Below are 23,014 nucleotides of genomic sequence, written 5' to 3'. Positions count from 1 at the left end.
TTCTAAAGATTAGGTTATTTAAATTAACGTTTTTTGAATATTGAAAATCTTTTTAGCATCATATCCCTCGAAAATCACTTCTCCATATTCTCCCCATCTTCCAATGCTCACTTCCTTCTCAATAGTTAAGTCGCTATCGCTATTATCGCCGTATACTCCAGGTTTTAGGAGGATGGTGGTATGAGGGGATGCTGCTTTAAGTGCAGATTTCAAATTACGAAAAGTTGTGGTTCTTACAAAATCTTCAAACCATGATATATCTGGGTCTACATACAATACCTTTGGATCATCTCCCATGATAGGTAGGGATGGCAATGGTACATTAATTATAGGATTTGTGCTGATTCGTGCTTCTACATTGCTTTCCAGGTTTTCTCCATAAATTTCATCTTTTAATTTGGATAGGTTTGAATTAGGTGCTGATATATCTTCATCACTTTTTGAGATTCCCATAAGAATGTTTTGATCAGCTGTTTTAGTTTCTATATGATTATTTTCAGTTTCTTCAATAGTTTTATGTTCTTGATTATTTCCTGTTTGTTCAAGAGTTCCTGGTTCTTGATTATTTCCTGCTTGTTCAAGAGTTCCAGGATCTTGATTAATTCTTGTTTGTTCAATATTTTCAGTTTCAATATGCATAATGCTTTTATCATTTGCAGTGGCATTATCAATATCATCGCTTGCGCTAGCGATTGTTATGCTGCTTGCAAGAATGAACATTATTAGCAATATTGAAGTTATCTTTAGTTCTTGCCTCATTTTCATACCTTTTAAATCGTGTTCAGAAAAAATAGTTTTTTTAGTTTGTTTGTTAAAAATTTTATTACATTATATATCTTATAATGGCTCTATTTAAAGATTCTCGCATGTAAGTGCCTACTTGCATGGCAAAATTGTTAAATAATCATCAAAACTCGTTTTTTTTTTTAAAAAATAAGTTATATTTTCTTTCAAACAATGTTTAAAGGTGAAATCATTGATTTAAGTTTTAGTTTTTTCCAACTTTTATCTTAGATTTTGCCATGTTTAAGTTGATGTAAATTTGTTTCATAAAATAAAAATATTTATATAATCTAAAAACAATAATAACAATATTAATGAAAAGCGATTTTATTAAACAAATTTTAAAATTTGCTTAAAGAAAATGAAGTGATTTTGGATTAAAATAAATATTTTAAATTAATTTAATTCATTTAAAAAAATAAGGAGAGTTGTTTATGTGTATTGCTGCACCAGCTAAAATTGTAGAAATTGACACTGAATCTAACATTTGTGCTGCAGACTTTGGAGGAGTAAGACAAAACGCAAAATTAGATCTTCTTCCAGATGTACAAATTGGCGATTACGTTTTGATTCATGCAGGATATGCTATTGAAAAATTATCAGAACAAGCTGCAAAAGAATCTTTAGAGTCCTGGGATGAATTAATGGAAATGTTAGAAGAGGAAGATAGAGAACGTGAAAAGATGATGAAAGAAGGATTATAATTCTTCCATTTCATTTTTTTAATTTTTTTCTATTTTTTAATTTTTTTATTTGTTTAATTTTTTTAATATTTGGCTATTTTCAAATAGCTATTTTTAAAATTTCAGTTATTTTTATATATTAAACTATTTTTAACTATTTTTATATTTAATTTGCAAAATATTAATGCTGTTGATCAATTATTCTTAAATTGTGATTATATGGATGAAGAAATTGAATTGTTGAAGGAAATGAATTGTCCTGAATGGGTGATTGAGCATTCTAAAGGAGTTTCAAGAAAAGCATGTGAAATAGCCTCTAATTTTGAGGATGTTGATATGGAGCTTGTTAGAGTGGGGGGACTTTTGCATGATATTGGCAGAAGCCAAACCAATTCCATTGAACATGCAGTGATTGGCGCTCAAATTCTTAGGGAGAGACGATACTCTGAAGAAATATGCAATATTGTTGAAAGGCATATTGGAACAGGTCTTAGTGAAGATGATGCAAAGGATTTGGGATTGCCTGTAAAAAGCTATATTCCTCAAACATTGGAAGAAAAAATAGTTTCTCATGCAGATAATCTATTTAATGGTGCCGATGAGGTTGATGTTGAGTTCACCATAAACAAGTGGAAAAGGAAATTAGGTGAAAATCATCCTTCCATTGAAAGAATCAAGGAAATACATGAAGAGCTTGTTTTAAGATTTGAATAAGTTTGATGATACCTGATTTTAAACATTAATTTAAACACTAAAATTATATAATAATAAACTTTAATATTATTAAATAAGAGTTAAATTTAAATTATTTAACAATAATCATTAACATTAATGAGAATTAAATTTAATAAATTAAAATATTCATTTAAGAATTGTTAATAAGAATAACTTTTAACTTATTTAACAATAATCATTAATTTGATGAGGAATTAAATTTAAATTATTAATAATTAAATTATAATTTTATTTTTACACAATTTATACGAGGCAAAGAATGAAAGTTATTTGTTCAAGTGATGAGTCTTTATATAGGCCTGAAGTTGTCAGATGGAGGGAAAGGATGTCTATGATGTCACCTTTAGGTGATGTTGTTGTTGCCCTTCCATGCAGTATGAAAAAGCCATACTCTAATTCCCAATCACATCAGAAGTTTAGAAGAGCTACTAAAGGTTATCAGGAAGTTATTGTAACTTCTCCATTTGGAATTTGTCCAAGGGAAATGGAAAATACATTTCCAATTCAATCCTACGATGTAGCGGTTTCCGGTGATTGGAATGATGATGAAATAAGATTGGCTGGAGAGCTTTTAAGAGATTATGTTGGAGACAAGCCTGTTATTGCCAATGTTGATGGAGGCTATGAAGAGGTTTGTCGGGAGTATTTGGATAATTGCACTTATGTCTGTGTTGGCGGTAGGCCTACTTCACCTGATTCTATATATAAGTTAAGAGAAGAGCTTAAGAAATACCCAAAAACCAAGCATAGGGATAGGGTTTTGAATGAGCTTAGATCAATTGCAAAATATCAATTTGGCCAAGAGGCTGAAGCTATAATCACTGATGATGTTGTTGATAAAGGAAGATATCACAGAACCCTTTATTCAAATGGCAAAACTATAGCTCTGCTTAATAGGGATGTAGGATTATACACACTTAACCTTAAAGGAGGCAGAAGGCTTGCTGAATTAGGCATTCATGTGGTTGAAATTGATTTTGACTTAAAGACAAATTCCTTGTTTGCTCCAGGTATCGTAAATGCAGATTCAAGCATTCTTCCTAAGGATGAAGTTGTTGTTGTAAGGAATGATGAAGTTGTAGCAGTTGGAAAGGCTGTTTTAACCGGTAAGGAAATGGTTGAATCTAGAAATGGAATTGGAGTAAAAATACGTCATAGAATAAAAAATTAGTTTTAATTTAAGTCATTTTTTCTTAAAACTAATTTTTTCTCAAAACTATTTTTAATTTATGTGATTTTATGCAGCCTACATTGCTCATGTCAAATAAAAATGAGGATGAGATTCTTAAAGTGGAATATGAGGATATTTCCATCGTCAAATCAAAAATTGATGATTTGGCATTAAAATATGATTCAAATCCAAATTTGCTATTTTTAGCCGCTGCATGCATCACATTAACAAAATACACCAATAGCACAAAAATTTTTATTAAGGTAAAATCTAAGATTGATGAAGATTCAAGAGAGTTTCCTTTAAGATTTAATGATGAAGATAGAAAAAGAACTGTCTATGATTATATTGCCAATCTTATGGATCTTTATTCCAATTCAGAACATGCTTATGAACAATTAAATCAATTTGATGAAAATTCTTATTTTTCCTATGTTTTCAACGATTTAGAGGAGGATGCTGAAAATTCCTTAATTGTTGAGGAATCCTCTAATTTATATCTGCTGAAATTTAGGTTTGATGCTAACAAATACACTTTTTCATATATTCATTCATTTTTAAGAAGCATTAAATGGGTATTGGACCAATTTAGCATTGCCGATACTTCAAGTGTTGGTTTTGGTGATGGTGTTGCTGATGATTCAAAGCTTAGAATTGAAGATATTGCACTTAGGGATGAAGTGCCCCCATTGAAGTATGAACTTAAAAGAAACCCTTTAGTAAATGTTCTATTGGAAGATCAAGCCAATAAAACCCCTGGAAAGATTGCCTTAAGGACTTGCGGTGAAGAGTATACATTTAAGCAAGTCAATGATGAGGCAAACAGAATAGCCAACGCTTTAATAAAAAGGGGAATTCAAAAGGGAAGCACAATATCCTTTATGCTTGCCCGGAATAAGACTCTAATAACTACTTTTTTAGGAATCATCAAGGCAGGATGTGTAGCCATTCCATTGGATATGAATTATCCTATCGAAAGAATAAATTACATAAGAAATGATTCCAATTCAAGGTACATCATCACAAATGAATCCATTGATGTTGCAATCAATCCTCAAGACCTAATCAATGAAGGGGATCCAACTTGTCCTGATGTTGAGCTGAAGGTGGATGATCCTATTTTTATCCTTTACACTTCAGGTTCAACTGGAAATCCGAAAGGTGTTATTTCAACTCATTGCGGAATATCCAATTTGACTTCCGTACATATTAAGAATAGGTTTAAAAGCCTATTGTCCATCTCTTCAATTGCCTTTGACATTTCTGAAGAGGACATTTTAGTGGCATTGACTAATGATAAGGAACTGATATTTGCAAGTGATGATGAAATTAAAGACATTGTCTTATTGTCTGATTTGATTGAAAGGACCAAACCGGAATTTGTGAATTTAACTCCTTCAAGGGTGCTCTCTTATCTCCAGGTTCCTGAGTTTAGAAAGGCAATAAAGCAATTTAAGGGAATGGGCTGTGGAGGAGAGCAATTTACAAAGAACGTTTATGAATCAATTAAGGAATATGCTGATATTGACATTTATAATGGTTACGGTCCTTTGGAAACCAGCTTAACCTCAAATTCTAAAAAAATTGAAAATCCTGACTTCATAACAAATGGAAAGCCTATTCACAATTATGTCACAGATGTTAGGGATATTGATGGAAAATTATTGCCTTATGGCGTAATTGGTGAGCTGTATATTGGAGGAATAGGTGTCAGCAAGGGCTATTTGAATTTAGAGGAGAAAACCAAAGAAGCCTTTATTTCTCTAAATGGTTTGCCTTATTACAAGTCTGGAGATTATGCAATTCAGCTTCCTTCAGATGAAATAATAATTAAGGGAAGGGTTGACAATCAAATTAAGTTAAGAGGTCAAAGGGTGGATCCTGAAGACATTGAACAGGTGATTGTCAAATATCCTGAAATTCAGAATGCCATTGTCCTGCTTCACGAAATAAGCAATGAAAAGCACTTATGTGCCTATTTCACCTCTGAAACAAAGATTGACATTTCAGATTTAAAGGATTATTTAGAGAAATTCCTATCACAATACATGATTCCAACCTTTTTCATCCAATTGGATAAGTTTCCTGAAACTCCTAGTGGAAAAATTGACCGAAAGAGTTTTCCCAAACCGGAATTAAGCACAGAAAATGCAAAGCCAACCAATGATATTGAAAGAAGGGTTTATGATTTCTGTAAAAATATATTAGGTCATGATAATTTTGGAGTCACCGATAATTTATTCAAGCTAGGATTTACATCCCTTAGATTGATGGAGTTGAATTCAGAGATTTATCATGAATTTGGAATACATTTGAAGCATGTGGATTTAATGAACAATCCGACAATAAGAAATCTGTCAAAATTGATTGATGGAAAGACATTCACTGAAGAGATAGAAAAGGCTAAGTCAAGAATTTCCAATGAATATCCAATGTCCTCTCAACAAAAGAGATTGTATGTCCTTTACCGTAAAAATCCAAGTTTGACTAACTATAATTTGCCAAAAGTCCGTAAACTTGAAAATTCCATTGATATTGCCAAATTAGAGGATAGCGTAAACAAGGTCATTGGATCTGAAGAGATATTAAGAACTTCCCTTCATATGGAAAATGGTCATTTCATACAACGGGTCCATGAAAAACGGCCTATTGCTGTAGACTTCATTAAAGTTGAAGAGGATGAGGATATTGGTGAAGTGTTTTTGGAAAATATTCAACCATTCAAATTAGAGACAGATCTATTGCTTAGAATAAAAGTCATTGAATTTAATGGTGACAATTACATTTTCAGAGACATGTACCACGCAATCGGAGATCAGATAAGTCTGGATTTATTGTATGGCAAGATTAAGGATGCTTATTACGATAAGCCATTAGAGGGCAATGATGTTCAATATAAGGATTATTCTCTTTGGGTGCTTAAACAGCAGGCTTTAGAAGAGGATTATTGGAAAAACAAGGAAATTTCAGATTATGGGACTATATTGGCAACTGATTTTAAGAGGTCTCTAAACCAAACTTTCAATGGAAATAGGATTAGCTATGAATTTGATAAGAAAATTATCGAAAAGCTTGCAAGAGAAAATAACACTACCATTTACCAATTATTGCTTTCACAATTTATTGTTTTGCTTCATAAGTACACTGATGAATCCGTTATACAGATAGGGACTGTAACAAGCGGAAGAACACATCCAAGTTTGGAAAAAGCTATGGGAATGTTTGTAAATACATTGCCTTTTATACAATCAATATCCGGCAAAGACACTGTAAGAGAGACCTTAATCAAAAATGGAGAGGAATTGGCTAAGCTATTTGCCAATCAAAATTTTTCAATTGAGCAAAATAATTGAAACTCATAGGATAACTACAAATGATTCCTATAATCCATTATTCAGCATTGCATTTATACAAAATACTGCTGCTGATTTTGACAATGATTTAGAGTGGAATGAATCAAAATTTGATTTGACTTGCACATTAAAGAACAGTCCCTCTCAGTTGACAGTTGAATTTGATTATAATAATGACTTATATTCCTTTGGAAAAATCAACAGATTATTGAATCATTATGTCCGTTTAATTGATGCTATTGGAGAAAATATGGATAAGCGAATATCTGATATAAGCATCCTATCCCCATCTGAAAAGGAAATGATATTGGAGAATTCTGGCGTTAAAAGGGATTTTGAAACTGATTCGATTCTATCTTCACTTAGAAAACAGATAATGGAAAATCCTTATCAGATTATCCTATCTGATAATGAATCTTCCTTAAGCTATGAAGATTTTAATTTAAAAACCAATAGTTTAGCGAATTATTTAAAGGATAATTTTAATCTTAATGAACAAGATGCTGTTGTATTGGTGGCTAACCGCAGTATTGAATCTGTTTTGGCCTTTTACAGCATTTTAAAATTAAATGCAGTTTATGTTCCACTAAATCCAACAGCTCCTAAAAAAAGGATAATGCACATTATTGATGATGTTGATGCTAAAGCGGTGCTGACAAATATTGATTTGGATTTAGAGAATGTTGTTGTTGATTTAGGCCAAAAATCATTATATGAATATGATTTTGATTTTGATTATGATGGCTTGGACTTGTCTTGTCAAGGGAAATTGTCCATTCTTCATACCTCTGGAACTACAGGCATTCCAAAAGGAGTGCAAATCTCTCATGAAAATATTGAAAGCTTCTTAATCAGTGCTCAAAAGGAATTTTATGATAAGGATATGAATGTTTTTTACCATACAACAAACATTGGATTTGACACACATCTCTTTGAAATCATATTTTCTCTATTGAATGGAATCCAACTTCATATAATCGATGAAAATTATGACTTTACACAAATTCCTAAGGATATCCTTAATCAAAAGTCAATCATCAATACTGTCCCATTTAAGCTGAAAATGTTTTTCACACTTCCAAATTTTGAAAATATTATGGGGAATCTAGGGCAATTGATACTTGCAGGTGAAGCTTTAAGTGAAAGTTTAGTTGCTGAAATCCGTAAAGACTATAATCCAGTTATATTTAATGCTTATGGACCTTGTGAAGCAACTATTTTTGCAAGCATAAAAAAAGTCATTTCAGATAAGGTCACTATAGGAAAAGCTAACATCAACACTCAGATTTATATTTTAAATGATGAAAAGCAGTTGTGTCCTATAGGCATCCCTGGAGAATTATGCATTGGTGGAAAGCAACTGTCTGAAGGATATATAAATCAGGATGATGAAACAGATAAGCATTTCATTTCCAATCCATTTGATGAAGGCAGATTGTATTGCACTGGTGATTTGGCATATCTTGATGAGAACTATGAAATAAACTTCATTGGAAGAAAGGATTCGCAAATTAAAATTAATGGTCAAAGAATTGAAATTGATGAGATCAATAGGCAAATTGAGAAAAATGAGGATATAATTCAAGCAGTCACCGTTGCAAATTCCAGCAAAACCCAATTGCATTCCTATATTGTCAGTGATAGGAAAATTGATACGGAAAAACTGTTAAATGATTTAACTGCTGTTCTCCTTCCATTTATGCTTCCCTCTTCAATAATGCAGATAGAATCCATACCAATAAATAAGAATGGAAAAATTGATACTAAGAATTTGCCTCGTCCTAAATCAAGCAAATGCAAATATCTCTCACCTACTAACGATATTGAAAAGGTGATTGTTGAAATTTGGGAAAATGTTTTAGACATGGATCGAGTAGGAATAAATGACAACTTTTATCGTTTAGGTGGAGATTCCATTAAAGCCATTCGTATCGTTTCCCTACTTCAAAATCAGAATATTTCATGCAATCCAAGAGACATTTTGAATTATAAAACTCCTTATTTAATTGCTCAAAATATTAAGGATAAGACTGAATATTCTAATTATTCAAATCTTAAAGGTGAAGAAGAAAAGTCTAGCTATTCAAATCTTAAAGGTGAAGAAGAGAAGTCTAATTATTCAAATCTTAAAGATAAATCTAATGATTATAATAGTAGTTTTGACTTGCTTCCTATTCAAAGTTACTTCTTTGACCAAATCAATAGAAATGACTACACACAGGAGTTTATTTTAGAATCTACAATTGATTTGGATATTGATCTCCTGCAAGCTGCTTTAGATGAATTGACAAACCTCCATGAAATGCTAAGGGCAAAATTCACTCTTGAAAATGGAAAGCATATGCAGAAAATAATGCCCTCTAATATGCAAATTTGCCAAATCAATGAATTTGAAATAGCTGATGATTTTGATGGCAATATTGGAAAAATCATTAGAAAATCTAAAGATTCACTTGATGTTTTCAATAAGCTTATTTATGTTAGCCTTCTTAGATATGACAACAAATCCTATCTTATTTTCGTTATCCATCACTTGATTGTTGATGGGGTAAGCTGGAGCATAATATTGGATGATTTGACCTAAATCTACAATCATTTGGAAAATAGCAGATTAAAGCTTAATAGGCCCTATTCATTTGAATCATGGATTGAAGATGTTAAGGAATTAGCCAATAATATTTCTGAAGATGAAAAGGAGCATTGGATGGAAGTCAATGATCTGTTGGATGATTCTCAAATTAAGGGAACTGCAAAGAGATTCGATTTCAAAGTTGGCCTAGATTATGATGTTGACAATTTATTAATGTTGTCTGAAGAGGAATACTGGGCTTTGGCTATTGCAAGAGCATATAAAAAGACATATGCCAAGGACATTATATTAAATTACGAATCCTTTGGCCGTGATGAAAGTATTGCAGAACTTTACAGAACCGTGGGGTGGTTTACTAGCCAATATCCTATTCCAATTGATATTGATATCAATTATGATGACATTTCCATTGTAAATGACGTTTATAAACTCAAAACTGCATTTAAAGACATAAATAATTTAGGTTTGAATTATGCTTCATTGATTTATACTTCTGAGGAATTTGAGTATAAGCACTGTCCTGTAACTTTCAATTTCTTAAGTACGGAATTTAAATATGAAAATAATTTATTTAAATCTATTAATCATAATTTGTCTCAAGAAGGTGGGACTAATTCTGATTTGTCCCAAAAAGATGAAAATAATTCTGTTTTATCTCAAGAAGGGGGATCTGATATTAAAATTAATCAGGATAATACTTATGGTGTTGATTTCAATATTAATCGTTTAGATAATTTTTATTCCATTAGTGGAAATTATCCTGAAAACACATATATATAGATAATGGCTTTACAGAATTTATTGAAAACATTAAATCTGAATTGGAATTCATTGGAAACCATGCTTTTAAAGAGAATCATATTATTTGTGCATTATCAGAACCTCAATTGGAAATTTACTTCAATGAAAAGGATAAGGATATGGGCAATGCATATTCTACTTTAGAACTCTATGAATGTCCTTTAGATAAATCAATTGATGAAATAAAAGATGCAATTCATTCATTGATTGATAGACACCCTATCTTAAAGGGACGCATTGTTGAAAATGAAAATATGCCTCTTTTAATTTGTGACAGCTATCCATTAATTGAGATTTGCAATACTGATGATTATTCTAGTCTTATGAAGCCTTTTGATTTGGAAAAGTACTTGGTTCGCTTCTTTATAATTGACAATGAGTATTCCAAATCAATAGCCTACGATATTCATCATATCATTAATGATGCTACAGGATATGGCATAATTGAAAATGATTTGAACGCTGCTTTTGAAGGAGAATTAGATGATGATGTGGATTTAGGTTTTGTTTATGCAAGTTTTGATTCTTTTGACTCCAAATTTGATCCAAGCTATGAGTCTGCACATGAATTTTTCAAAGAAGTATTGGCTGATATTGATGAAGTCGGTTCATTGGAAAAGGATTCGAATGCTTCTCGAGGAATCGTTTCATATCCAATTCGAGGAGTCAAAAGCAGTATAGAGGAATTTGCTCAAGACAATAACCATACGGTAGGAACTTTATTAAATGCAGCATTTGCATATGCTTACTCTCGCTTTATTAATAGCGATAAAGTTTGCTATAATTTTGTAGAGCATGGACGTCATGAAAGCAATCTTCAGGATTCTTTAGGGATGTTTGCTCGGACAACTCCAATTTTAGTGGATTGCAAAAAGGATTATGTAAAGGATTATTTGGATTATTTTTCTGATTTGGCATTAAATTCCATGTTTTACAATATTTATCCATTCAGATTGCTTGAAAAAGAATTTAATTTAAACAATGAGGTATTGTTTGAGTATAACCTTGACTTTAACGATGTATCTGATATTGGTGATGATATGATTGTAAAAGAAAGCTTTAAGGATTCCTTTTCAGACTTTTTCTGTGTAATCAATGATTTGGATGATGGATATGTTATTCATGTAAATCATTCGGATATGTTTTCAAGGGAGACTGCAATTCATTTTGTTGAAGCATATGGTCAAATATTGGTTCAAATAATTAATATGGAAAAATTAGATGATATTTGCTTTTAATGGTGATGGGCTCGTTTAATATGGAAAAATTAGATGATATTTGTTTTTATTGGTGATGGGCTTATTTAATATGGAAAAATTAGATGATATTTGTTTTTATTGGTGATGGGCTTATTTAATAAGGAAAAAATGAAAGAATAATTGTTTATTCTCCATGATTAACTCTTTTTTCTAAATAATGAAAAGTGGAAGAATAATTGTTTATTCTCCATGATGAACTCTTTTTTCTAATGATTTTCGTTTATAAACTAGTATAAGTCCACAAACTAATGCTGGAAATACGAATATCAGGAAAAAGTTGCTTAATCCATTAATTGGCATATGTCCTATATAGTTTACTGTACTTTCTGGTCCTGGGAAAATCTTGATGACCATTCCCGCAATGTATTTTGCAATCGCATTTGTTGATTGGAAAATTCCGAAAAACAGTGCAAAGTACTGGGCTGGAGCCAATTCTGCAACCATGGCGTAACCTGTTACTGATAAGAATAGTTCAGAAATCGCTAAAATTATTTCAAAGATTATTATCCAAATGATATTGACCTTATCAGTTGCTCCAATATCAATTTGATAACTCACATTAGCCATTACAACAAAACAAATGGATAATAATATCATTCCTATTCCAATTCTAGCTACAATTCCCAAATCCCAATTCTTTTCAGCAACCTTTTGATTGAATTTTGAATATAATGGAGTCAATATTATGATAAAAAAGGGGTTAAAGATGCTGAAAAGCTGTACAGGCAATACTAAAAATCCATAATCCCTTAAAACATAGTTTTCTTCAAATAGGATCATGGATGCGCTGGATTGATTGTATCCTATCTTATAGACTATGATGAAAAATATTATCAGGAAGAATAATGTGAGTCTGTCCTTATCCTTTTTTGATAATGATGCGAGGAAATTTGACAGCACTGTTCTTAAATGTAGAATTGCATATACTAATCCTTTAATTTCTGAAAAGAGTTTTTTCCAAATCCCACTTTCGCCCTTAGTTTCCATTGTGTCTATTATTTCATGTAGGTGTTCCCCTTTATAATTTACCAAAAACACATGTCTGGCATATAGGAATATGATTAATGCAATTGCTTCGAAAATTGCAAATATTAAAAATGACCATTTGAATAAAAGGTAATTTGTATCTCCTACAATGAAAGTCATTATTAAAATTCCGATGATGACTCCAAAGTTTAAGAGTGAGTAGTAAATAGCATATGAATCTATTCCTGCTTCTTTTGTGTTTTTGCTGATTAAACTGATTATATTTGAAAAGGTGTTGTTTGCAAAACTTGTTCCCATAGCTAAGAAAGCCAATCCTATGATGAATAAGGTGTTTTGCAGATTAAATGTAATTGTTGTCAGCTGAACACTGCTTGGAGCATATAGTGAAGCGGATATGAATAGGATTATCTGACTTATTATCATTGAAATGAATCCTATTAAAAGTGATGTGGTTCTGCTTAAATAACGGTCTGAAATCAATCCTACAATAATAGGCAAGGTGTAGGCGAATAGATAGTATTGTGAATACATGCTGGAAGATAATGGAATTGAAAAGTGAAGCACATGTATTAGAAACAGTGTAAAAATTGATGAAATTCCATATTCGGTTAATGAGGTAGTCATTGCCAGTGAAGAGACAAAATAGGTACCTCTTTTAGTTTCGTTTGCATCATTATTCATATTCTATAATTTGAAAATGTTATTATATATAAGTTATCAATTTTTTTTTAATAGTTTTCTTGCGTTTTTAACTTATTATTTCAATTTAATATTTAAATTTATTATTTTATTACAATTGATATGTATAAATATAATTAAAACAATAGTTATATTATTAACTTTTTGTTAAGATAAGAATTTAATTAATTTTATTCTTACGATAATGATAAAAATTTAATATAAAAAACATACGAGGAGATAACATGTCTGAAGAATTAGCATTCGCTGTTAAAGATGCAGTTTCTGTAGTAAACGACCCTCACATGGGTGTAAGTATTGTAGAAATGGGTATTGTACAATCTATTGCAATTGATGGATCAACTGCTGAATTAGTAATTAAACCTACTAACCCTGGTTGTATGAGTGTTACCCGTATTGCTGCTCAAGCAAAAGCTGAAGCTTTAAAAGTTGAAGGAATAGACAAAGTCAAACTCATTATCGAAGGTCACGTAATGGCTGATGCTCTTAATGAGATGCTTAACAAAGATAATTAAGTTTTTTAAACTTAATTTCTTATTCTTTTAACTACTTTCGTTTTTTAATTTTTCATGCTATTAAGCAAAAGATTTATATATTAGTTAGCATATAATTTATAATAGTTGTATTTTATTCTCATAGGCTAGTGGCACAGCCTGGTCAGCGCGCACGGCTGATAACCGTGAGGTCCTGGGTTCGAATCCCAGCTAGCCTACTTTTACTAATTTTATATTTTTTTTACATATTTTACATTTTATAGACAATTTTATTGTTTTTTATTGGATTTTTTATTTTTTATGGATTGTCTATCGTTTTTTTAAGGGGTTTTTATTTTTTATGGATTGTCTATCGTTTTTTTATTAGGTGTTTTATTTTTTTTATAACTTTTTTAGCTTTTTTTATCATTTTTTAATACTGATTTTTTAATGTTTAAAAGTTATAATGTACATTTTTATGTATTATTATACATTTATATACTTAAAAGTACAATATATTATTAGAAATACAAAATATATTAGGAGCTATATGGTGATAGTATGTGGGAAAGTTTAAATTCAAAGTTCAGTAAATATCCTGCAAGAATGAGTGTTGCTCAAAAGATGTTTGAATTAGGATTGAGTGTTGGAGAAGATGGGAAAATCTATTGTGGGAATCTAAAAATTAGCGATTCAGCTTTGGCAGCAGCTACCAATGTTGATCGTAGGGTAATCAAATCCACTGTAGATGTTATTGTTGCTGATGAGGAGCTGTATGAAATATTTTCAAACATCATTCCTGCTGGAACATTGATAAAGAATATTGCAAAACACTTGAACTTAGGTGTAATTGAAATAGAAGGCGGTGAAAATAGCGATGGTGTTTTGGCTAAGGTCGCTTGGATAATGAGCAAGCATAATCTAAGCATTCGTCAGGCATATGCTGGTGACATTCGTTTAGGTGGCAATCCTGTTTTAACAATCATTACAGAAGATCCAATTCCTGGTGAACTTTTAAACGAATTCATTAAGGTGGAAGGAGTTTTAAAGGTTTCTATTTTATGAATTATTTTGTTTTCAATAAATCCTTTAATCAGTTTTTTTAAGGTTTTATAAATTTTTCATATATTTTTCATATTTTTCCATATACATATTATATATTTATTAAAAATTATTTAAGTATTTTATTTAATCTTCTTTATCTTATTAAAAGTTTTTTTTTTAATCAAGTCTATTTTTTGGTTTTGATTAAAAATTTTTTAATTTTTTAAAATTATTTTATGAAAACATTAAATTTATAATATAGTGTGTATATAAATATAGATATAATGTAATTTATTAAATCATAACTCAATATGTAATTTATGAAATTTATCAATTTTTCATTGATTGCCTATTAAATTAAAATTATAATTTTAGATTTTTTATTTTAAATTCAAGATTCTATAAGGAAGAACCTATTATGTTAAGAGATCCAATTATTCAAAATTTATTTCCGGAAATATTTGATTTCGATGAAGCTGTAGAAGTTATCGGATGTCTTAAAGATTGGCCTAAGACCAGATTATGTGATGATAAAGCTATTGCTAGAAAAACTAAAATAGATGTTAAAACAGTTAACGATATTCTTAAATTGCTCGAAACCAATAACTTTGTTTATAATGTTAAAGTTAATGAGGGCTGCGTTAAATTAATGAAACACTTCAGATCTGGAAAGCTTTCCCATGAAGAAATGGCTAAAAAACTCAAATTAGACATAAAACTTGTAGACCAATTCATTGAAGAAAACGAATCTCTTTTGCTTGAAACCAAGAAAACCTACTCTCAAAAAACCCTCAAAACATTAAATGATAATTTCACTGCTTTAATTAAAGGAGATAAAAAAGAGAAAGAGGCTAAGGAAAAAGAAGAACAAGCAACAGAAGAGAATGCTGAAGAGAATGCTGAAACTGGTATTGAAAAAGTTTCTGATGAAATCTCTGAAGACGATAAGAAAACTATTAATGAAGATAAGGAAGAAGATGCAGTCATTGAAGAACCTGTAGAAGAAGAAGCTGCTAAAAAATCCAAACCTAAAGCTAAAAAGGATAAGAAACAAAAAAGAGCAGTATATCATAAATTCTGGTATCTCACCTTTGATGAAATCATCAGTTCTCTTAAGGAAGGATGCAGCACTGATGAAGGAATCTCTGAAAGACTCACATGTAAGTTGAATATTGTAAGAAAAATCCTCTATAAATTATATGACATGCGTTTAGCAAGTTATAAAAGGGATAAGGATAAGGAAACTCAATGGTACACTTATGATTGGACTTTCAATGAGGATGAATACAGAAAATTAGAATTCAATTTGGCAAGTTCTGAACTTAAAAGATTAAATGAAGAGCTTGATTATGAAGTAAACAACATGTTCTTTGTTTGTCCATTTGGTCATTACCGTCTCGACTTTGAGGACGCTTCAACTGTTGAATTCCTCTGTCCAGAATGTGATGTCGATTTAGAATTTGATGACAATCAAGAAAAAATCGATAGAATCAGAGAAGAAATTAGAGCTGTAGATGAAGTAATCTCTAGCTAATTTCTTATTTTTCTTTTTTTAATTTTTATTTCTTTTTCTTAAATCTATATTGCTTTTTTTAAATTATTTTATTATTTATATTTATTATTTAATTCTTTAATTTTGAATTATTTTAATTATTTTAATTATTTTAATCATTTTCATTATTTAACTATTGGATATTGCTATTTTAGTTGTTTTAACTATTTTATTCAAGATTTATTTTTATATTGATTTTTTAATATAAGTTAAATTAGAATTATAAAAATAATAAAAAAGATTTTATTTTTTGATTAAAATTATTTTAAAAGAAATAAAAAAGTATTTATTTTTATAAAAAAAGTTAATAATTATTCCATTTTCCTAATTAAAACTGCAGGGGTATGAATAATAGAATCTAATGATTCTACAGTCACTCCATCAGTATCAGAACCTAAAACTTCTTTTACACTGTAAATTGTTTCCATTGCAGGGGATAATGATTTTTGATAGTCTTCAGCTACATTAGCTATTTCAATTGCCTCATCAACAGCTATTTCTCTTGAACATCCAAGAGGTGTGGATCCTAAATTCTCAGACAGTTGGCCTAATGTATATCCAAAAACGCCCATATCTGCTTCAATACCGGGAATTGCTATTGGAAGTCCTGTAAAATACTTGTCTCCTCTTCTATAAGTTGCATCGGTATCAATGATTAATGTGGTAATTGTGTTGTTGGTTTTGCTTTTTATGTCTGCACTGATTTCCTTAGCTACCTTTTCAGGGTCTTCTGGAAGGAGTGAAACACAGGTTCCCGGTGCATTGCTTAAATCGATTCCTGCTTCTGAGGCAGGTTTTAATGCATGTTTCCAACCATATAAATCTAAAACAAGTTCTTTATGTCTTTTAGACTCTTCTGGAAGTTTCCTTAAATTTTTTATGGTTCTTTTCTTTATTCCAAGAAGAGGTCCAAGAACATATCCCCAGAGGTATTTGCTCCAATAGGTAGCTAAAAATGTAGCCTTGAATGATGGGGTATAATCCGCTTCATCAACTAATCTTCCTTGAGAAACAGAAATTGGAGTTTCTGCAATAACCAAATAATCTCCATCTTCCTCTAATTTGGATATGTCTTCAATCATGAAATCTATGCTTTCATTTGGCTTGATATAATGTGTTTCAATAGGGATAACCTGATATCCTCTTATTTCAACATATTTGTATTTTTGGCCTTCCTCAGTTTGGGATTCTTTATAAGTTGGATTAGTTGTCATGGTATCATTTCATTCAAATAAAAATTTAAAAGTTAATTTAAGATTAATTAAAAAGTTAATTCATTTAATAGTATAATTTTATATTAGTAAATATATAATTATTATTGTTTATTTATTTTATTCAATTTGATTATTCAATTTGAGTATCAAGTTATTAATTGAATATGATTTTTTAAAAATCTATTGATTGATTTTAAGAATTTTAATAAATATTTATTAATTTCAAAAAGTTTGTGGGAGATTTAATTATGGAAAAGACAATTACTTATTTCGAAGAACCAGGTATTGAAAATACTGATGCTCTTATTGGGCTTGTAAAGGACAGATTAGAAGGTTCAGACATCAAATATGTAGCTATTGCATCTTCAACTGGTGAAAGTGCTTTAAAATTGAATGAAGCATTAAAAGGTATGGATGTAACTATTGTAAACTGTTCTCACCATGTAGGTTTCAAAGAACCAAACAAGGCACAAATTGATGATGAAACAAGAGCAAAGCTTGAAGCTGAAGGAATTGTTACCTTTGTAGGATCACATGCTTTAAGTGGCGTTGGAAAAAGCATTTCCAAAAAGTTCGGAGGAGCAACTCCTGTAGAAATCATTGCTGCAACCTACAGAACAATCTGTCAAGGTTTTAAGGTATGTGCTGAAATTTCCATCATGCTTGCAGATGCAGGTTTGATTCCAGTAGGTGAAGAGATAATTGCTATTGGTGGTACTGGCCATGGAGTAGACACTGCTGTTGTAATGACTGCCGCTAATATGACTAATGTATTTGACATGAAATTCCATGAAGTCATAGCTATGCCAAGACCTTGATTATTTAGTTTTTTAAATACTATTTTCAAAATACTATTTTTAAAATCCTATTTTTAAAAAACTATTTTTAAAAAACTATTTTTAAAATAGTTTATTTTTTTATTTTTTTATTTTTTTATTTTTTTGCTTATTTTATAATTTTTCAAATTTTTTTAATTTTCAAGGATAATAGTTATATACTTTGAAGTGTAAAATAAAAGTACAAATTTAAATAGTTTATAATACATATTATTTTTTTCATGATATTTTTTAAAATTAGAAAAAACTCTAATAATCTTTTATTTTTTAAGACAATTTAATAAAATTTCATGGCATGTTTTATTTATATAAAACAATTTTTATGTTTTTAATATTTTTATTTTAAATTTTTCAATCAATTTTAAAAATGACTTTAAACATTTAAATATTACTTTAAACATAATTAATAAATAATTTATACTTATTAGAAATAATTTTTAAAATAATCAATAATTGTGGGGTTTACTCGTGAAGTTTATAGATGATGCAATTAAAGGATCAGAAGAAACCATTGAAAAATCTGTTCCTAAAAAGTCAAATGATGCTTTAGATGAAGAATTATTAAAAATCATTGAAGGAAGCCGTGCTAACATTATTGTAGTTGGTACTGGTGGTGCAGGAAACAATACAATTTCAAGATTAACTGAAATTGGTATTGAAGGTGCAAGAACTATTACTGTAAATACTGATGCTCAAGATTTATTCTATAGTACTGCTGATAAAAAATTGCTTTTAGGTAGACAAACTTGCGGTGGTCTCGGTGCTGGTGGAGAACCTACCGTAGGTGAAGAATCTGCTGAAGAAAGTGAAGAGGACATTAGAGAAGAATTAGAAGGCGCTGACATGGTATTTGTTACCTGCGGTCTTGGTGGTGGAACTGGTACCGGTTCTGCTCCTGTCATTGCAAAAGTAGCTAAAAAAGCAGGTGCTTTAACTGTTGCTGTAGCAACCATGCCATTCTCTGCTGAAGGTGTAAAAAGAAGAGAAAATGCAGAAATTGGTTTAGCAAAACTTCAAGAAAATGCAGATACTGTAATTGTTATTCCTAATGATAAATTATTAGAAGTAGCTCCAAACCTTCCTTTAAACAAAGCATTTATGGCTTCCGATGAAATCTTAGGAAGAGCTGTTAAAGGAATCACTGAACTCATTACCAAACCTGGACTCATTAGTTTAGACTTTGCTGATATCAGTTCCATTATGAAAGGTTCCGGTATGGCAATGATTGGTATGGGTGAATCTGAATCTGGTGACAGAGCTATTGAATCTGTACATGAAGCATTAAGCAGCCCATTATTAGACATTGACATTTCCAATGCTAAAGGTGCTTTAATTAACATTTCAGGTAGTTCTGACTTAACCTTGAATGAAGCTGAAAAGATTGTACAAATTGTTGGTGACAGATTAGATCCAGAAGCAAACATCATTTGGGGAGCTCAAATTGATGAAGAATTGCATAACATGATTAGAACAACCATTGTTGTTTCTGGTGTTAAATCTCAATATACCATTGAACCTGAAAGCGAAGACTTCGAAGATATCGACTTCGGTGAAGAGGAAGATGATGAATTTGGAGGAACTGTATTAGGTGAATCTAAAGACGCTCCTTCAGATCCTTTAGATGAATTCTTAGATGGTATATTCTAAGCCTAAGATTTGTCAAAGCTTTCAACTCAAACTTTGGATTCAAGTTTTGGAGCCAAGCTTTTTGAGTCTGCGGCTCAAAAACCTTGACCAAAATCTTTTTTTGGGTTAGGTAAGTTGACTTTTAAATTTCTTTAGGTTTTTCTTAAAGATTTTTTCTTTTTTTAATTTTATTTTATAATATTATTAAAAATGCTATTTTTTAGATTTTTCATGAAATTTTTGATATTTTTATGCAAAACTTTATTAATGTAGTCAAATATAACATATACTATTATTATAAATTAAGATTAAAAAATAGTCTTATTGTACAAATAAATTTTATAAAGTGAGATGTGTTTAAATTTATTTAAATCTGTTTAAAATTATTAAAATTTATTTAATTTATTATTAACTTAACTTTTATATATGTAGGGATTTTATGGATTTTAAAGAAACTACTAATGATTTTATAAAACAAAGTAAAAGAGTTTTAAAAGTAGCTAAGAAACCAGATCGTGAAGAATATTTGGATTTTTCCAAGGTAACTGCAATAGGTATTGCAATCATTGGATTAATCGGTTTCATTATTTTCATAATAGCTTACTTAATAGGTTTATAACCTATTTGCTATTATTTTTTTAAAAAATATTCTTATTTTTTATTTAGCTATTTTTAGTATTTTTAATGATGTTTCATCATTGATTTTTTTTCACTCTTTTTTCGTGATGAAAAGTCCTAAAATTTGAAACATTTATATACTTGTAATTACATACATATTTTTATTATATGAATCTAATTTTATTTATTTTACTTTAACATTCATATTTTCTTAAATTTAAATTGTGGATTTTAGTCTATAAATTATTTAATTTTGTTATTTTTTTCAAAATTTAAATAATCTCTGCTGTTTTGTAATTTTACAAAAGTTAGATTAGAATTGAAAGGAAATGCTTCTATATGGATATTTAAATTAAGGGAAATAATAAAATTTTACTTTATATAACTATTAATTTAATCTATAAATTTATTATTAAATTACAAATATTAATTATAGGTGAATTTAAATGGAAGATGCTAAAAATTCCATATTTGCTCTTAAAACATCAGCAGGTCAAGAACGAAATGTTGCAAGACTTTTAGCGATGAAAGCGGACAAACCTGGAGTAGATATTAAGTCAATTGTTGTGCCGGAATCATTAAAAGGTTATATTATAGTCGAATCTGCAACTAACCTTGATATGAAGAACCCTGATATGAAAGTTCGTCATTTAAGAGGTATAGTAGGTGCAAACAAAGATGGAACTATAGACGCAAGCAGTCAAATAACCTTGGAAGAAGTAAAGAAATTCTTAAAACCACAACCAATCATTTCCTCTATACAAAAAGGAAGTATTGTTGAAATTGTTTCTGGTCCTTTCAAAGGGGAAAAATCTAAAGTTGTCCGTTTAGATGAATCTCGTGAAGAACTGTTACTGTTAAAGCTGATCAAATTAGAATTATTAAAAAGGAGGCTGACTAATGGCTAAAGATACAGTTGAAGTTCTTCTCGAAGGTGGAACAGCTACACCTGGTCCACCATTAGGCCCTGCAATCGGACCTTTCGGTGTTAATATGATGCAGGTAGTTGATGAGATCAATAAAAAAAGTGCTGATTTCGCAGGTATGAAAGTCCCTGTTATTATCACTATCGACAGTGATACTAAAGAATTTGAAATCGAAATTGGTACCCCTCCAACAACTGCACTTATTATGGATGAACTCGGCATTGAAAAAGGTGCTCATGAACCTGGTGCTGAAGTTGCAGCAGACGTGTCTGTAGAACAAGCATTTAAAGTTGCAAGAATGAAATTCGATTCATTACTCGCAAACGACTACAAAGCTGCTACCAAAGAAGTAATGGGTACTTGTGTAAGTATGGGAATTACCGTTGACGGTAAAGACCCAAGAGATGCTCAAAAAGCAGTTGATGCTGGAGAGTATGACGATATCTTAGTAGAATAGATATATTGCTACTAGATTGCTTACAAAATGCTAAAATTTAATTAAAATTATTTATGCTGATATATTATTTATTTAAGTGATTAATTTGCATGATTGAATTATTTTAATTATTTAATAGATTATTTATATGATTTTTATAACTTCTTAATCTATCTTCTTAATTATTAATTTAATGTCAACAGCTAATTATGATAAATAGATAATATTTATTCACTTAAATGTAAATGATATTATGAGTCTATTGTCTTACTTGTTCTAGGACAGTATGCTTGTAATTGATATATTGATAGGAATCTAAAGATTTTATAAATGCTTTTTAAAGATTTTATTTAATTTGAAGATTTCTCGTAAAAAAATGTCTATGAACAAAGTTCATGGAGGATTTATATGACAGAGATTATTGAAGCGGTGAAGGAGGCAAAAGAACAAGCTAAGCCGAGAAACTTCACTCAATCCATTGATGTAATCATAAACATCAAGGATTTAGATGTCAGAAAACCAGAAAACAGATTTAGTGAAGAAGTAGCTCTTCCTAATGGTCGTGGAAAACCGATCAAAGTCGGCGTAATCGCTGATGGGGAATTAGCTCTCGGAGCTAAAAATGCTGGTGTCGATGTCGTGATTTCCAAAGAAGATTTACAAGAATTTGGTAAAGACAGAAAAGCTGCTAAAAAAGTAGTAAACTCTGTTGATTCATTTATCGCACAAGCTGATATGATGCCACTTGTAGGTAGATTCTTAGGTCCTATACTTGGGCCTCGTAACAAAATGCCTAAACCTGTGCCAGCTAGTGCTAGAATCGAACCATTACTCGAAAGAGTACAAGCTACCATTAAAGTAGGTGTAAAACAACAACCTTCTATCCAAATCTTAGTTGGAACTCAAGACATGGAAGACGAGAAGTTAGCTGAAAACATTGAAGCTGTTCTTGCAGTCTTAGACCGCAATTTAGAAAAAGGAAGAAACCAAATCAAATCCATGTATATTAAAGCGACTATGGGTTCAGTAGTGAGGGTGATTTAAGATGGCTCACGTTGCTGAATGGAAAAAGGATGAAGTTAATGAACTTAAAGGTTTAATCGGATCTGCAGAAGTTGTAGGTATTGTAAACTTATTAAACATTCCTGCTAGACAATTACAAGAAATGAGAAAAACTCTCGCAGGAAAAGCAACTATCAGATTATCTAAAATTAACCTTATGAAATTA

The 23,014-nt window shown here is 30.3% G+C and carries 19 protein-coding genes, 1 tRNA gene and 1 pseudogene; 18 read left to right on the top strand and 3 right to left on the bottom strand.

The window, feature by feature from the left end:
- Nucleotides 1-18: 18 nt before the first annotated feature.
- On the bottom strand, nt 19-759 hold the full coding sequence (locus QZV12_RS06370; protein WP_295618975.1) for a hypothetical protein: 741 nt from the start codon (nt 757-759) through the stop codon (nt 19-21).
- 458 nt (nt 760-1,217) lie between these two features.
- Here QZV12_RS06370 and QZV12_RS06365 point away from each other — a divergent pair, with 458 nt between their 5' ends.
- The 7 genes from QZV12_RS06365 (at nt 1,218) to QZV12_RS06340 (ending at nt 11,354) form a co-directional block, all read left to right on the top strand.
- A complete protein-coding gene (locus tag QZV12_RS06365; protein ID WP_295618972.1) occupies nt 1,218-1,487 on the top strand; it encodes a HypC/HybG/HupF family hydrogenase formation chaperone in 270 nt (89 codons plus the stop codon).
- A gap of 198 nt (nt 1,488-1,685) precedes the next feature.
- Nucleotides 1,686-2,180 (top strand): TIGR00295 family protein, encoded by a 495-nt coding sequence (locus QZV12_RS06360; protein WP_295618969.1) that lies wholly within the window; start codon nt 1,686-1,688, stop codon nt 2,178-2,180.
- Nucleotides 2,181-2,460: 280 nt separating this feature from the next.
- A complete protein-coding gene (locus QZV12_RS06355; RefSeq protein ID WP_295618966.1) occupies nt 2,461-3,372 on the top strand; it encodes a DUF5591 domain-containing protein in 912 nt (303 codons plus the stop codon).
- 68 nt (nt 3,373-3,440) lie between these two features.
- Nucleotides 3,441-6,725: an AMP-binding protein gene (locus tag QZV12_RS06350; protein ID WP_295618963.1), complete on the top strand. Its 3,285-nt coding sequence runs from the start codon at nt 3,441-3,443 to the stop codon at nt 6,723-6,725.
- The gene (locus tag QZV12_RS06345) at nt 6,709-9,309 is read left to right on the top strand and encodes an AMP-binding protein (RefSeq protein ID WP_366925544.1); all 2,601 of its coding nucleotides are present in this window, start codon (nt 6,709-6,711) and stop codon (nt 9,307-9,309) included. The genes QZV12_RS06350 and QZV12_RS06345 overlap by 17 nt, the downstream gene beginning before the upstream one ends.
- A gap of 12 nt (nt 9,310-9,321) precedes the next feature.
- Nucleotides 9,322-10,095 carry a hypothetical protein gene (locus QZV12_RS13670; RefSeq protein ID WP_366925543.1) on the top strand — a complete coding sequence of 258 codons (774 nt, stop codon included), beginning with the start codon at nt 9,322-9,324 and terminating at the stop codon, nt 10,093-10,095.
- A 41-nt stretch (nt 10,096-10,136) separates the two neighbouring features.
- Nucleotides 10,137-11,354, top strand: coding sequence for a condensation domain-containing protein (locus tag QZV12_RS06340; protein WP_295618960.1), 1,218 nt, complete (start codon nt 10,137-10,139; stop codon nt 11,352-11,354).
- Between the two features lie 201 nt (nt 11,355-11,555).
- Here QZV12_RS06340 and QZV12_RS06335 read toward each other — a convergent pair whose 3' ends face one another.
- Nucleotides 11,556-13,043 (bottom strand): MFS transporter, encoded by a 1,488-nt coding sequence (locus QZV12_RS06335; RefSeq protein WP_295618957.1) that lies wholly within the window; start codon nt 13,041-13,043, stop codon nt 11,556-11,558.
- Between the two features lie 242 nt (nt 13,044-13,285).
- Here QZV12_RS06335 and QZV12_RS06330 point away from each other — a divergent pair, with 242 nt between their 5' ends.
- From QZV12_RS06330 to QZV12_RS06315, 4 genes are all read left to right on the top strand, one after another.
- Nucleotides 13,286-13,576, top strand: a complete 291-nt coding sequence (locus QZV12_RS06330) for an iron-sulfur cluster assembly protein (protein WP_295618954.1) — start codon at nt 13,286-13,288, stop codon at nt 13,574-13,576.
- Nucleotides 13,577-13,698: 122 nt separating this feature from the next.
- Nucleotides 13,699-13,773, top strand: a tRNA-Ile gene (locus tag QZV12_RS06325).
- Nucleotides 13,774-14,095: 322 nt separating this feature from the next.
- Entirely contained in the window at nt 14,096-14,599 is a 504-nt protein-coding gene (locus QZV12_RS06320; RefSeq protein WP_295618951.1) for an amino acid-binding protein, read from the top strand.
- Between the two features lie 397 nt (nt 14,600-14,996).
- Entirely contained in the window at nt 14,997-16,112 is a 1,116-nt protein-coding gene (locus QZV12_RS06315; protein ID WP_295618948.1) for a hypothetical protein, read from the top strand.
- A gap of 329 nt (nt 16,113-16,441) precedes the next feature.
- Here QZV12_RS06315 and QZV12_RS06310 read toward each other — a convergent pair whose 3' ends face one another.
- Nucleotides 16,442-17,344, bottom strand: a complete 903-nt coding sequence (locus tag QZV12_RS06310; RefSeq protein ID WP_295618945.1) for a coenzyme F420-0:L-glutamate ligase — start codon at nt 17,342-17,344, stop codon at nt 16,442-16,444.
- Nucleotides 17,345-17,592: 248 nt separating this feature from the next.
- Here QZV12_RS06310 and QZV12_RS06305 point away from each other — a divergent pair, with 248 nt between their 5' ends.
- The 7 genes and pseudogenes from QZV12_RS06305 to rplJ all read left to right on the top strand — a co-directional run.
- Entirely contained in the window at nt 17,593-18,162 is a 570-nt protein-coding gene (locus QZV12_RS06305; RefSeq protein WP_295618942.1) for a pyruvate kinase alpha/beta domain-containing protein, read from the top strand.
- Between the two features lie 486 nt (nt 18,163-18,648).
- The gene (gene ftsZ, locus QZV12_RS06300; protein WP_295618939.1) at nt 18,649-19,827 is read left to right on the top strand and encodes a cell division protein FtsZ; all 1,179 of its coding nucleotides are present in this window, start codon (nt 18,649-18,651) and stop codon (nt 19,825-19,827) included.
- A gap of 418 nt (nt 19,828-20,245) precedes the next feature.
- Entirely contained in the window at nt 20,246-20,425 is a 180-nt protein-coding gene (locus QZV12_RS06295; RefSeq protein WP_295618936.1) for a protein translocase SEC61 complex subunit gamma, read from the top strand.
- A 445-nt stretch (nt 20,426-20,870) separates the two neighbouring features.
- Nucleotides 20,871-21,325 (top strand): annotated as a pseudogene (locus QZV12_RS06290) (transcription elongation factor Spt5).
- Nucleotides 21,325-21,807, top strand: coding sequence for a 50S ribosomal protein L11 (locus QZV12_RS06285; protein ID WP_295618933.1), 483 nt, complete (start codon nt 21,325-21,327; stop codon nt 21,805-21,807). Before QZV12_RS06290 ends, QZV12_RS06285 begins: the two are co-directional and overlap by 1 nt.
- A gap of 387 nt (nt 21,808-22,194) precedes the next feature.
- Nucleotides 22,195-22,830 carry a 50S ribosomal protein L1 gene (locus QZV12_RS06280; protein WP_295618929.1) on the top strand — a complete coding sequence of 212 codons (636 nt, stop codon included), beginning with the start codon at nt 22,195-22,197 and terminating at the stop codon, nt 22,828-22,830.
- Between the two features lies 1 nt (nt 22,831).
- A partial coding sequence (gene rplJ, locus QZV12_RS06275) for a 50S ribosomal protein L10 (protein WP_295618926.1) occupies nt 22,832-23,014 on the top strand: 183 nt, incomplete at its 3' end.

This window comes from uncultured Methanobrevibacter sp., from assembly GCF_902769175.1.
Taxonomy (GTDB): Archaea; Methanobacteriota; Methanobacteria; order Methanobacteriales; family Methanobacteriaceae; genus Methanobrevibacter.
Note: the sequence above shows the minus strand (reverse complement) of the source record. Positions and strands in the feature narration are given on the sequence as shown.